At 69.7% G+C, this 12,313-nt stretch carries 12 protein-coding genes and 1 pseudogene; 8 read left to right on the top strand and 5 right to left on the bottom strand.

Features of this window, described 5'->3' with window-relative positions; translation table 11 throughout:
• The first annotated feature begins 166 nt into the window (after positions 1–166).
• The 6 genes from ACLQ2O_RS11855 to ACLQ2O_RS11880 all read left to right on the top strand — a co-directional run bounded on the left by ACLQ2O_RS11855 (position 167) and on the right by ACLQ2O_RS11880 (position 7,298).
• The gene (locus tag ACLQ2O_RS11855) at positions 167–1,423 is read left to right on the top strand and encodes a PucR family transcriptional regulator (RefSeq protein WP_425830302.1); all 1,257 of its coding nucleotides are present in this window, start codon (positions 167–169) and stop codon (positions 1,421–1,423) included.
• A gap of 142 nt (positions 1,424–1,565) precedes the next feature.
• Positions 1,566–2,786 carry a sensor histidine kinase gene (locus tag ACLQ2O_RS11860; RefSeq protein WP_425830304.1) on the top strand — a complete coding sequence of 407 codons (1,221 nt, stop codon included), beginning with the start codon at positions 1,566–1,568 and terminating at the stop codon, positions 2,784–2,786.
• On the top strand, positions 2,783–3,430 hold the full coding sequence (locus ACLQ2O_RS11865) for a response regulator (protein ID WP_425830306.1): 648 nt from the start codon (positions 2,783–2,785) through the stop codon (positions 3,428–3,430). The genes ACLQ2O_RS11860 and ACLQ2O_RS11865 overlap by 4 nt, the downstream gene beginning before the upstream one ends.
• 134 nt (positions 3,431–3,564) lie before the next feature.
• Positions 3,565–5,061 carry an alpha/beta hydrolase gene (locus ACLQ2O_RS11870; RefSeq protein ID WP_425830308.1) on the top strand — a complete coding sequence of 499 codons (1,497 nt, stop codon included), beginning with the start codon at positions 3,565–3,567 and terminating at the stop codon, positions 5,059–5,061.
• 33 nt (positions 5,062–5,094) lie between these two features.
• Complete coding sequence (locus ACLQ2O_RS11875) at positions 5,095–5,748, top strand: hypothetical protein (protein ID WP_425830310.1); 654 nt, start codon at positions 5,095–5,097, stop codon at positions 5,746–5,748.
• Between the two features lie 62 nt (positions 5,749–5,810).
• Positions 5,811–7,298, top strand: a complete 1,488-nt coding sequence (locus tag ACLQ2O_RS11880; RefSeq protein ID WP_425830312.1) for an alpha/beta hydrolase — start codon at positions 5,811–5,813, stop codon at positions 7,296–7,298.
• Between the two features lie 62 nt (positions 7,299–7,360).
• Here ACLQ2O_RS11880 and ACLQ2O_RS11885 read toward each other — a convergent pair.
• The 3 genes and pseudogenes from ACLQ2O_RS11885 to ACLQ2O_RS11895 all read right to left on the bottom strand — a co-directional run bounded on the left by ACLQ2O_RS11885 (position 7,361) and on the right by ACLQ2O_RS11895 (position 9,877).
• A pseudogene (locus ACLQ2O_RS11885) lies at positions 7,361–8,184 on the bottom strand (phytanoyl-CoA dioxygenase family protein).
• A gap of 32 nt (positions 8,185–8,216) precedes the next feature.
• Positions 8,217–8,951 carry a lipoate--protein ligase family protein gene (locus ACLQ2O_RS11890; RefSeq protein WP_425830314.1) on the bottom strand — a complete coding sequence of 245 codons (735 nt, stop codon included), beginning with the start codon at positions 8,949–8,951 and terminating at the stop codon, positions 8,217–8,219.
• 35 nt (positions 8,952–8,986) lie between these two features.
• Positions 8,987–9,877: an aminoglycoside phosphotransferase family protein gene (locus ACLQ2O_RS11895; protein WP_425830316.1), complete on the bottom strand. Its 891-nt coding sequence runs from the start codon at positions 9,875–9,877 to the stop codon at positions 8,987–8,989.
• Between the two features lie 272 nt (positions 9,878–10,149).
• Between ACLQ2O_RS11895 and ACLQ2O_RS11900 the strand changes: the two genes are divergently transcribed.
• Entirely contained in the window at positions 10,150–11,148 is a 999-nt protein-coding gene (locus ACLQ2O_RS11900) for a hypothetical protein (protein ID WP_425830318.1), read from the top strand.
• Positions 11,149–11,203: 55 nt separating this feature from the next.
• Here ACLQ2O_RS11900 and ACLQ2O_RS11905 read toward each other — a convergent pair whose 3' ends face one another.
• Complete coding sequence (locus tag ACLQ2O_RS11905; RefSeq protein ID WP_425830320.1) at positions 11,204–11,350, bottom strand: hypothetical protein; 147 nt, start codon at positions 11,348–11,350, stop codon at positions 11,204–11,206.
• A 120-nt stretch (positions 11,351–11,470) separates the two neighbouring features.
• Here ACLQ2O_RS11905 and ACLQ2O_RS11910 point away from each other — a divergent pair, with 120 nt between their 5' ends.
• Entirely contained in the window at positions 11,471–12,079 is a 609-nt protein-coding gene (locus ACLQ2O_RS11910; protein ID WP_425830322.1) for a flavodoxin family protein, read from the top strand.
• A 6-nt stretch (positions 12,080–12,085) separates the two neighbouring features.
• Here the strand turns inward: ACLQ2O_RS11910 and ACLQ2O_RS11915 are convergent, their stop codons facing one another.
• Entirely contained in the window at positions 12,086–12,313 is a 228-nt protein-coding gene (locus tag ACLQ2O_RS11915) for a hypothetical protein (protein WP_425830324.1), read from the bottom strand.

The following is a 12,313-nucleotide window of genomic DNA, read 5'->3' on the forward strand; positions in this document are numbered from 1 at the left end:
GGCTGGAAGCTCTCGTCATCGGTCGGTCGTTCCCGGGAGCGGTGAGTGGTCAGCTTGTCCTGTTGGCTCGACGACGGGAGAACCCATGACCAGCGGCGCGGACGGGGCGGTCGTGGACTGCTTCGGATGCCGCACGGTTGGGTGAAGACGTTGATCGAGGAGCGTGATGACTGGTTCAGTGGGCGGCATGGACTCCCGCGGACTGCAGCCGATCGTGGACCGGCTGGCCGAGCAGATCGGCCGGAACGTCGCGATCGACGACCCGCAGATGCACCTGCTCGCCTACTCCGCGCAGGTCGGTCCGACGGACCTGCAGCGCGTGCAGTCGGTGCTGCAGATGAAGGTCGAGGAGTCGCTGGTCAAGCACGTCTACCGGCAGGGCATCGGGTCCGCGGAGGCTCCGGTGCTGGTCCGGGGGATCGCCGAGCTCGCGTTCCTCGACCGGCGGTGCTTCCCGGTCCGGTGCCAGGGGCTGCTGTTCGGGTTCCTCTGGATCATCGACGAGGACCACTCGCTCCCGGCGGAGTCGATGGAGCTCTGCGTCGCGGCGGCCGTCGCGGCCGGCGAGATCCTGATGCGCGAGCGGTTCCTCAACGACGAACGACGGGTGCGGGAGGCCGACCTTCTGGGTGGGCTGCTCGGTTCCGACGAGCGGGTACGTGCCCGCAGCTACGACGAAGGGTTGCAGGAGCAACTGTTCGGCCCGGCCGAGGCCTGCTGCTGCGTCCTGATCCGGGACCTGGGCAACGACGGCAGCACGCCCGGCTCCGCGACGGCGCTGGATCACCTGTTGCGCAACCTCGGGCAGCGCGTGGCGCCGTTGAGCGCGATGGCGCTGGTGAAGGACCGCGGGGCGCGCGGCGTACTGCTGGTGCACGGGGACGAGCAGACGATCGGACGCTTCGTCGACGACACCGCGCGGGCGCTGCTCACCGAGGCGGTCGAGTCGTTGCCGGAGGCCGTCGTACCGAGTGTGGGTGTGGGCAGCGTGGAGAGGTCGGTAGCCCAAGCCAGATCGAGCTACCAGACCGCGAAGCTCGCGACGACGGTCGGTTCGCACGTCGAGGAGTTCGGCACGGTGACGGTGTGGAGCCGGCTCGGCGTCTACCAGTTGCTCGCCCGGTTCCCGGGAGTCGCGACCCGCGAGGCGCCGCTGCCGGCCGCCGTACGGACACTCCTGGAGGACAAGAACGCCGAGCAGATGGTCGAGACGCTGGAGGCGTACCTCGACCTCGGCGGGAGCGTCCAGGCGTGCGTCAAGCAGCTCCAGCTGCACCGGACGAGCCTGTACTACCGGATCTCCAGGATCGAGCAGCTGACTGGTCTTTCGTTGTCGAACGGCGAGGACCGGCTGTTGCTCCACGTCGGCCTCAAGCTGGCGCGGCTCCAGGGCGCTCTGCCCGGCCAGTACGGCGTGAAGTAAACCCTTCCCGGGCAATTCCGGGTGCACCGCCGGAAAAGGCGGTCTCGTACTTTCGGTTGACCCGAAATGGCCACGGGTGGGAAGTGCGCGGGGACGATTCCGTGAAGACTCGAAACGGTCAGAACGCTGTGTGGAAAAGCTGATGGAGGACGACCCCGTGATCCGCGCCAACAGCCCGCTGCTGCGCCGTGGTCTGGTGGTTGCCGAGATTGTCGTCGTGGTGGGTCTGAACACCGAGAAGACCATCGCGCGCCTGCTCTTCCCCGACCAGCCGCCACCACCGGGCGAGACGCTTTACATCTGCGTCGGGGTGGTGGTCGGAGCGCTCGCGCTGCTCCGGCGCCGCCGGCCCGGACGGCTCGTCCAGTTCGCGGCGGTGGCGATCGCCTGCTCGTTGCTGGCCAGCGCGGCGGGTGTCCTGACCGAGCACGGCGGATCGATCAGTGGTGACAGCGAGACGCTGGGCCTGCTGCTGCTGATCGGAGCGAGCTGTCACCAGCTGCGGCCGCCCCAGGCGGCCGCGATCGCGGTGGCCGGCGGCTTGGCCGTGATCCTCGCACCGTCCCTGCGGTACGGCGGCGGCTCGGTCACCTTCACCGTCGCGGCGCTGTGGGCGGCCCTGTGGGGCATCAGTGTCGCGGTCGGGCTGATCCTGCGCGACGGAGAGACCCGGCACGAGGTTGCTCTGGCGACCGCCCGGAACACGGAACGGCTCGTGCTGGCCAGGGAGCTGCACGACCTGGTGGCGCACCACATCACGGGCGTCGTCGTACGTACCCAGGCCGCGCGGGTAGTGCTTGCCGATGGCACGGAGCGGGAGATGCTCGAGGACATCGAGCGAGCCGGTGCCGAGGCACTCGGCGCCGTACGGCGGTTGGTCATGATGCTGCGGAGTCCCGAGTCGCTGTCGCCCGGCACCGGGGACCTGGTGGAGACGGTCGAGGCAGCGGTCGGCGGCGACCCGGCCGTCACGGTGCGGCTGGCCCCGGAACTCGTCGACCTCGCCGTGGCCTCGGAGACGGTGACGACGGTGCACCGCGTCGTCCTCGAGTCGTTGACCAACGTGCGCAGGCACGCGCCGGACGCTCGCCGGGTGACCGTCTCGGTCGAGACGGTGGTGTCCGCGGGGCGGCAGTACCTCCGCGTCGAGGTGCTGAACGACGGGCGCCGGTACAGCCGGAGCCGCAACCGCCGGACGACGGAGGGCTACGGACTGGTCGGGATGCGCGAGCGGATCGCCGCGCTGGACGGACAGCTGACGGTCGGGGAGCACGGCGACCACGAATGGCGGGTGCTCGCCGAGCTTCCGCTGCCAGGCGAAGCCGCGGCGGCCCGGCCGCCGGGGGAGATGGTGACCCGATGACACTGCGAATCCTACTCGCCGACGACCAGGCAATGGTCCGGACCGGGTTCCGGCTGATCCTGGAACGAGAGCCCGACCTCGAGGTGATCGGGGAGGCCCAGGACGGCAAGCAAGCGGTGGCGCTGGCCCAGCAGTTGCGCCCCGACGTCACGTTGATGGACATCCGGATGCCGCTGATGGACGGGCTGGCCGCCACGCGGCTGCTGGCGGGTCCCGGGGTCGGCAGACCGCTGCGGGTGCTGGTCGTGACGACCTTCGACCTCGACGAGCTCGTGCACGAGGCGCTCCGGTCCGGTGCCTGCGGGTTTCTGCTGAAGGATGCCGGCCCGAGGCTGCTGGTGGAGGCCGTGCACGCCGCGGCCAACGGCGACGCCCTGGTCTCACCGTCGATCACCACTCGGCTACTCGGCCATTTCGCCACCGGCAGCAGCCGCCCCCGGGCCGCCGAACCGGCGCTGACCGAACGCGAGCTGGACGCCGTGAAGGCGGTCGCCCGGGGCCGGACCAACGTCGAGATCAGCGCGGACCTGCTGGTCTCGCTGTCGACCGTGAAGTCCCACCTCGGCTCGGTCCAGCGCAAGATCTCCGCCCGGAACCGTACCGAAATCGCGGTCTGGGCCTGGGAATCGGGCCTGATGCGCTGAACCGGCGCGCATTTGTTCTTTCGGTCGGCGAAGGTGCACGAACGGTGGATGTCCCGGGCCGGGGCGGAAAACTAGATTTCTTGACGACCGCAGTAATCGGCGCCCAGCGCGCGCCCCCTTTGGAGGACATCACAATGCACAGGACCTTGACCATCGCTCTGGCCGCCACCGCGGTCGTGGCGGCGGCTGTACCAGCAGTGTCGATGGCGAAGGCGCCGGAAGTCTCGGCGGCGACGACGCCGGCCGTGGCGGCGAAGACCTCGCCGAGCACCCTGAAGTGGGGAGCGTGCCCGAAGGACGTCGTCACGCCGCTGCCGCTGGAGTGCTCGACGCTCGACGTACCGCTGGACTACCGCAAGCCGAACGGCCGGCAGATCGAGATCGCGATCTCCCGCCTGGCCTCGAAGGAGCCGACGCAGCGCCGCGGCATCCTGCTGACCAACCCCGGCGGTCCGGGGGTCAAGGGGCTCATCTATCCGGCCCAGCTCGTCGAGAGCGGCCTCCCGCAGGAAGTGCAGAACGCCTACGACGTGATCGGCGTCGATCCTCGCGGCGTCGGCCACAGCACGCCGCTCACGTGCGACACCACCCTGGAGCAGCAGGCGCTCGGAAGTTTCGCGACGTACGCCCACAGCCCGTCCGACGTCGTCACGGAGGCGAAGTACGCAAAGTCCCTCGCCAAGCAATGCGCCTCGTCGAAGACCGGGGACATCCTCCCGTACATCACCACGCCGAACACCGCCCGGGACCTGGACCGGGTCCGTGCGGCGCTGGGCGAGAAGAAGGCCTCGTACCTCGGCGCCTCCTACGGTAGCTACCTCGGCGCGGTCTACACGACGCTGTTCCCGAAGACCACCGACCGGGTCGTGATCGACAGCGTCATCAACCCCGACGGGTACGACGTCAAGCAGATGCGGATGTTCGCCCGCGGTCTGGACGACCGGTTCCCGGACTTCCAGAAGTACGTCGTCGCGCACCCGGAGCTCGGGCTGGGCAAGACCCCGCAGCAGGTGAAGGCGAAGTTCTTCGAGCTCGCGAAGGAGCTGCGGGCCAAGCCGGTCGAGGGCATGACCGAGACGGGGTTCCGGGCGCTGACGTTCGCCGGGATGTACAGCGACGGCGTCATGCCTTACCTGGCCGGCACCTGGCAGAAACTCGACAAGAACCTGCCGCTGAACCTGAAGCCGGCGGAGGACAGCGACAACATCATGTCCATCCGGCTGACCGTGTCCTGCAACAACCCGGGATGGCCGGAGAAGCTCCGCGAGTACCAGCGCACCGCCCTGGTCGACCGGATCAAGCGCCCGATGCTGGGCGGATCCACGGGCAACATCGGACCGTGCGCCTTCTGGCCGAAGCACCACAAGGAGCTGGTGAAGATCACCGACCGGGGTCCGTCGAACGTGATGCTGGTCCAGTTCCAGCGTGACCCGGGCACCCCGCTGGCCGGCGCGCGGCAGATGCGCGCGGCACTCGGGCAGCGGGCCAAGATGGTCACCGACCCCGGCGGTGGTCACGGTGTCTACCCCGGGACCCCGAACACCTGCTCGAAGAACGCGGTGACGACCTTCCTGCTCACCGGTGAGCGCCCGGCCAAGGACCTCGCCTGCGCGGCCAACCCGAGCAAGTAGGCGACAGATCGAGCAGCCGAAGGGAGTACAGAGATGTTCAAGGAGTGGCAGCAGCGCCGAGCGGTGCAACGCGTCAAGCCTGGCGACGGGCGGGAACTGCAGCGCGTGCGGTGGTGGCAGTCGCTCGGCCGGGCACTGTTCTCCCTCCGGCTGACCGGCGACGACGGCCGGCCGACGGTGTACGCCGTTGACGTCAGGCACTGGGGCAACCAGAGCGCGGGCGACACCACCGCCGACCTGTACCTCAACGGCCGGCAGCACGCCGTGTGCAGGCTGCCGGCCGTCTTCCCGGTCGAAGGCGGCGTCATCGAGGTGCGGATGAGTAACTTCGGGCTCAAGCGCTGCCACTACGTGACCGACCGGGGAGCGGAGTACCAGCTCGAGCCGGATCCGCACACCGCCGAGGGACGCCGCGCGCGGCTCGACCGCGCGCATCCCACGCTGAGCCGCGCGATCGGCGTCTTCTCGGCGACCGTGCTCGGCATCGCCGTACTGCTGCTCGTCCCGCAGATCGTCGGCCCGGTCACCCGGATCCCGCCGGTCGCCGAGCACCTCGGCGTGTTCGACTCGCCGGTCCGGCTGCCCGCCTGGCTGAACGTCACGATCATCGTCGTCACCCTGCTGGCCAGCACGGAGCGGGCCCTGCGGCTGCGCTTCGACCGGCTGCTCGACGGCGCCGCGGGCTGATCGAGCAGCTTCCCCGGCACGACCATTTTCGGCGCCTTCGCGCGCCCTCTGGAGGACATCAGATGCGAAGAACACCAGTGCTCGCTGTCGCCGCCACCGCACTGGCGGCGGCGATCGCCGTACCGGCCTTGACCGTGACGTCGCCGAAGGTGTCGGCGGCAACGAAGCCGGCCGCGTCGAGCACCGTCAAGTGGGCGCCGTGCCCGCCGGACGTCGTGCAGTACGTGCCGCTCGAGTGCGCGAAGCTCGCCGTACCGCTGGACTACCGCAAGCCCGACGGCCGGCAGATCGAGCTCGCGCTGTCCCGGCTGGCGAGCAAGGACCCGTCGAAGCGTCGCGGCATCCTGCTGACCAATCCCGGCGGCCCCGGTTCCACCGGGATCGACTACCCGGGATATTTCGCCAGAGCAGGCGCGTCCAAGGACGTGCTGGACGCCTACGACGTGATCGGCATGGACCCGCGCGGCGTCGGCCGCAGTGCGCCGGTGACCTGCGACCTCACGCCGGCCCAGCAGAGCCACGGCTCCTTCGCGACGTACGCGCACTCCGCGGCCGACGTCGCCAAGGAAGCGCCGTACGCGCGGGCCATCGCGAAGCAGTGCGCCACCTCGAAGACCGCGTCGATGCTGCCCTTCATCACCTCCGCGAACACCGCGCGGGACCTGGACCGGGTGCGCGCGGCGCTGGGCGAGGAGAAGGCCTCGTACCTGGGGCTGTCGTACGGCAGCTACCTCGGCGCGGTCTACACGACGATGTTCCCGAGGACCAGTGACCGGGTGGTGATCGACAGCGTCATGGGTCCCGGCGGGTACGACGAGAACGCGATGCGGATGTTCGGCCGGGGGCTGGAGGACCGGTTCCCGGACTTCCAGAAGTACGTCGTCGCGCACCCGGAGCTCGGGCTCGGCACAACCCCGCCGCAGGTGAAGGCGAAGTTCTTCGAGCTCGCGCGGAAGCTGCGCGTGCAGCCGGTCAAGGGGATGACCGAGACGGACTTCCGCGCGACCGCGTTCGGGTTGCTCTACGGCGAGGCGAACCTGCCCGTCCTGGCCAAGGTCTGGCAGGACATCGACGCCGGCAAGCCGCTGGAGGTCCCGCCGGCGACCGGCGACGACAACGCCATGGCCGCCAGGCTGTACGTCGCCTGCACCGACAGCCGCTGGCCGACGTCGGTCCGCGAGTACCAGCGCAACGTCGCGATCGACCGGATCAAGCACCCGATGCTGGGCGCCGCCGCGGCGGGTATCCAGCCGTGCGCGTTCTGGCCGAACCGGCGCGTCGAACCGCCGGTGAAGATCACCGACCGGGGCCCGTCGAACGTGCTCCTGGTGCAGAACGAGCGCGACCCGGGGACGCCGCTGGTCGGCGCTCAGAAGATGCGCCGCGCCCTCGGCGACCGCGCCACGATGGTGACCGTCGACGGCGGCGGGCACGGCGTCTACCCGGTCACGAAGAACACGTGCGCGAAGGACGCGGTGGTGACGTTCCTGACCACCGGGGAGCGCCCGTCCCGGGATCTTGCCTGCGCGGCGGAAGCCCCGAAGAAGTAGCAGCTGGGTACGGGACGCAGTGGGCCACGTCCCGTACCCAGCTATCTGAGGTTGCGGTTCCGTCAAACGGTGCGGCCGTCGTACAGGACGGGGTTGCGGGGGGTGTCCGGGACCTGGCCGACGACGGCGCCGGGCATCCACGCGAGGTCGCTGACCTGGTTGTCGTTCGTGGGTTCGGTGATCCGGATGTCGGCGTCGAGGTAGATGACGGTCATCACCCGGCGGGGGACCGTGCTGTGGTTCGGGCCGGCGTGGTGGAAGGTCCAGCCGCGGTGGAAGCTGGCGTCGCCGAGCGCGAAGGGTTCGACGACGTCCTCGAACCGCTGCTCGGCGACGGCTCGATCCAGTTTCGTCTCCGACTCGTCGCTGATCGGCAGGTCGCGGCCGGAGGAGAAGTTGTGGCTGCCGCGCGCGAAGGCGAGCGGGCCCATCTCCACCGGCGTGTCCTGCAGCGGCAGCCAGAGCGGCAGACCCGGTCGCTGGACAGGGGCCAGTAGTACTGGTCCGCGTGCCAGGGTGTGATGCCGCCGCTGGGCTCCTTGTAGAGCGCCTGGTCGTGGTAGAGCCGGACCGCGTGAACGCCCAGGAGCCTGGCGGCGATACCGGCCAGCCGCTGGGAGTGGACCAGGTCCCGGACGGTCTCGTTGTGCTCCCAGAGGTTGGTCACCTGGAGAAACGCCTTGCCGTAGGTGCCGCGTTCGGCGAGCGGGAGATGCTGGGTGTTCAGCCGGATGACCTCGTCGGTGACCGTCGGCTCGAAGTACCGAACGGTCTCCGGCGACAGCACGTCCGACAGGTGCACGAAACCGTCGTGCGCGAAGTCGGCGGTGGCGGTGCTCGGCAACGGATAGATCCGGTCGAGCTCCGAGGTGACGAGGGCACTCATCAGGCTTCGCTCCTTGAAGAGGGGAGATTGCGTCACAGGACGCGGTGGTCCGGGGCGTACGAGGTGGCCAGGTCCAGCGTGGGCTGGTCGAGGGTTGACGGCGTCGTGCCGGCCGCGAAGACAGCGTGGAAGTGTTGCTCTACGGCGGTTGCTGTCAGCTCGGGGCGTTCGGTCGCCAGGGAGCCCACGGTGGCGGGGTCGAGGGGGAGTTCGAGGTGGGCGTAGACCTCGGTCAGGAGCGAGCGGATCCGGTCGGCGTCGCCGATGACGGTGAGCGAGCTGAAGAGCCAGGCGTGCTGGACGACTCGCTGGGCGGTGCCGACCAGCTTGACGGCGCCGCGGGCGTTGATGCTCTGCGCGCCGGGGCAGTACTCGCCGGGGACCTCGCCGACGCGCGCGTCGATGCCGAGGGCGCGTAGCGCGTCGGCGTACTGGGTTCCGAAGGTGCCGAAGCGGCGCTGGTGGTCCTCGGTCGCTCGCAAGTCGTGCCGCACGTGGTCGACCACGACCGCTTCGGAGGTGTAGGCGACCGGTCGTCCACCGACGGCGCGGACGAGCGGCTGGAACCCGGCATCCCGCCCAGCCTGTACGGCGGACCGGAAGCCGGGATGGCGCGTGTCCCGCCGCCCGAAGACCAGCACCGGCTCGGCCGGCCGGTAGATCCGGACCGCGTCGGTCACTTCGCCGCCGGATGCCCGGCGTACCAGGGCGTTGGCCAGTGCCAGTTCCATCGCCGCTTCGCCTACGGGGCCCGAGAACACCTGCATACCCACATCGTGTCACCTGGCCGGCGGAGGCGGCCTCACTCCATCGACTCCAGAAGGCGGTCGAGGGTCCGGCGCCCCATGCTGCTCATGGTCGGATTGGTCTCGACGTAGTACCAGACAACGCCCATCGCCTGCTGGAACGCCCAGGCCTTGCCGCGCTCCCACTCCAGATCGTCACAGGCCAAAGCCCGCCGCAGCACCTCCCGCGGCCCTGGCTGCAACAGGTGCCAAGCGCCGACCAGGTCCAGCGCGGGATCGGCCGGGCCGAAACCTCCGGTGTCCAGTACGCCGCTGAGCCGGTCGCCGTTGACCAGTACGTTGCCGGCGATCAGATCACCGTGGCTCATCACGTCGGCGTCTTTGCGTGGCAACTCCCGAAGGTCGCCCCACACCTGACGCAGCCGAGGCACGTCGAGCAGCCCCGCACTCTCGTCGAAGCACTTCGCCATCCACTCGTCGTGGTCGGTGAGTACGCCGCCACGACCTTCGCCGCTGAAAACCCGACCGCGCGTCTCGGCGCCCCGCAGGGCCGCGATGAAGGCCGCGAGGTCCTCGGCGAACGCGTCCGACCCACTCGGGTCGGCCTCGAAGGCGATCGTTCCCGGCAGCCAGGTCTGGACCGACCACGGCATGGGGTAGCCCGCTCCGGGCTTTCCCAGGGCGACGGGTTCCGGGACGGGGAACCGCGACACCTGCGCCAGCTCCGCGCTCGCGCGGGCTTCCCCTTCCAGAACCGCCAGGACCTCGGCAGCGTCGGACAGGCGCAGCGGGAACCGCGCGGCGAGATCGTCGCCGACGCGGAAGATGGCGCTGACCGTTCCGGTCGACGGCACGAGCCGGATCGCCCGGCCGTTCCACTGCGGGAACTGTTCCTGGATCAGGGTCGCGACGATCTCGGTGCTCACGTCCACTTCGTCGTCGTGCATGGTCACGCCTGCGGGCCTTTCACCGGATCAACTGGGACGACAGCCAGTATTCCCGCTCCAGGCTCCGGAGCAACCGAGTTACCGGCCCCTTTTGATTGCCGTTGGCATCGATCGTACGACGTACCGGCACGGCGCGGGGCGTTCTGCAGCTAGCTGCAAGGTCTCCCGAAGGCCTTGCCCTGATGGCGGCCCCGCGCCGAAGGTTGTCGTCCGTGAGGCAGCAACGCGCTGTGCCGGATCGAGTGCACAAGGGGACATCCGTGAGAAGAAGCGTGACTTTGAAGGCCGTCGTGGGGATCGCCGTGATGGCGGTGGCAACGATCTCGGCCACCAGCAGCGGCAACGCTCAGCAGGGCGAGACGTTCGAGCGGCCCGCGGTGGCGCGGCAGTCGCTGACCGCGCAGGCCGCCGCGACGCAGGTCGATGACCTGTGGCGGTCCAAGGGCAGCTGGGCCGGCACGTACGCCGGCGACATCGCCGCGATCCATCCCGACAACGGCCAGCTGATGGTGCTGGTGAAGGACCACGTCGACGAGATTCACCAACGGGTCCCGAGTGCGCTGCGGTCCTACGTGACTGTCGTTCGCGGCGGCGTGGCGCAGGCCGCGGGTTCGCCGTCCAGCGACCGCGGTGGCTGGACCGCCGGCAACCACATCACCTCGACCAACGGCGCGGGTGCGAGCGTCGCCTGCACCCAGGGCTTCGCCTGGAAGAGCTGGGCCACGGGCGCGGTCCTCGGCAGCACCGCGCTGCACTGCTACCAGGGCACCAACCCGTTCATCGAGTGGTACCACGACGGTCGCCACCTCGGCACCAGGACCCAGGCCGGTACGGCGAACAACGACGTTCTCCTGCTCCGTCCCGCGCCCAACACGTCGTTCAGCGCCAGCACCTGGGTGCGGCTGTCCGGCGGCGGCGCCTCGGAGCGCACGGTGACCACCGCGACCCCGAACAAGGTCGGTCAGGCCGTCGGCTTCTACGGACGGACCTCCGGCGGTGGCCTCGGCACGATCCAGTCGACCGCCTTGAACGGCCAGACCGGTCTCATCTGGGCCAACGCGACCCAGGTCCGGCCCGGCGACTCCGGCGGCCCGGTCTACCGGACGAACTCCGACGGCACGGTCGATGCCCGCGGCACCGTTTCGGCGCTGACCTACCAGGACTCCAACGGCAACGGCGACTACGACTCCGGCGAGCCGGTCACCGGCCTGGCCTACATCGATGCCGCCTACACCTCGGCCAACCTGCGCGCCTCGATCTACACCCCGTAGGCGACTGCACCACTCGCGCCGGCCGCAGCAGCCCGTACGGCGTACCGCCAGTCGGTCAGTCGCGGGGGAGCTGCTCGTTCGGGTCCTCCTCGGGGTTCCACTCGGGCTCGCGGTCCGGGTTCTCGGTGGGGTCGAGGTCCGGGTTGTCGGGGTCGGGCTCGGGGAGGATCGGCGGGACGGGCGGGATGGGATTGGTCGACATGTCGCACCTCCGGTGGGATTCAGGTGTCGTTCCGGTACCCGCCCGTATTCCGTCCGCCGGTGTTGCTTCGGTCAACTGATGGGTACAGCGAGGGAGCTGACCCGATCTAGGAGATCTGACATGACGACTTTGCGTGCTGTGGTGCTCGGGTGTTCGCTGAAGAAGTCTCCGGCGCCGTCGAGCTCGGAGTTGCTGGGCCGGGAGGTGCTGGCGGCGCTGGCCGATCACGACACCGACGGTGAGGTGGTCCGGATCGTCGACCACACCGTGAAGTTCGGGGTGACGACCGACGAAGGCGACGGTGACGAGTGGCCGCGGATCCGGGAGAAGGTGCTGGCGGCGGACATCCTGGTGATCGCGACGCCGATCTGGATGGGGCAGCCGTCCAGCGTGGCGAAGGTGGTGCTGGAGCGGCTCGACGCCGAGCTGGCGGAGACCGACGACCAGGGGCGGTTGCTGACGTTCGGCAAGGTCGCGGCGGTGGCCGTGGTCGGCAACGAGGACGGTGCGCACCACGTGACGGCCGAGCTGCTGCAGGGGCTGAACGATGTCGGGTTCAGCGTCGCGGCCAACGGTTCGACGTACTGGGTCGGGGAAGCGATGGGCAAGGTCGACTACAACGACGCCGGGCCGAAGGCCGAAACCACCGGTGCCGCGACCAAGACGCTCGCCGCGAACACGGCCCACCTGGCCAGGCTCCTGAAGGCCCAGCAGTACCCGCCGAGCTGAGGCGGCTCAGAGGTCCTCGGGCGAGGGGAGCGGCTTCTTGCGCTCGTTCTGCACCTGGATCTCGAGGTGGGACTCAGCAGCGGTTGGGCGCCACATCTCGTCGAACGGGCCCATCATCGAGCCGCTGATCCCGTGCCGGCGCGCCCGGGCCGCGGCCCACGCGAGCAGTGCGAGGAACGCGACAACCACCGCCAGCGCGGCGAAAAGCATCCAGATCCCGTCGATCGCGACCAC

The sequence above is a fragment of the Kribbella sp. DT2 genome (genome assembly GCF_049844575.1).
Lineage (GTDB): Bacteria > Actinomycetota > Actinomycetes > Propionibacteriales > Kribbellaceae > Kribbella.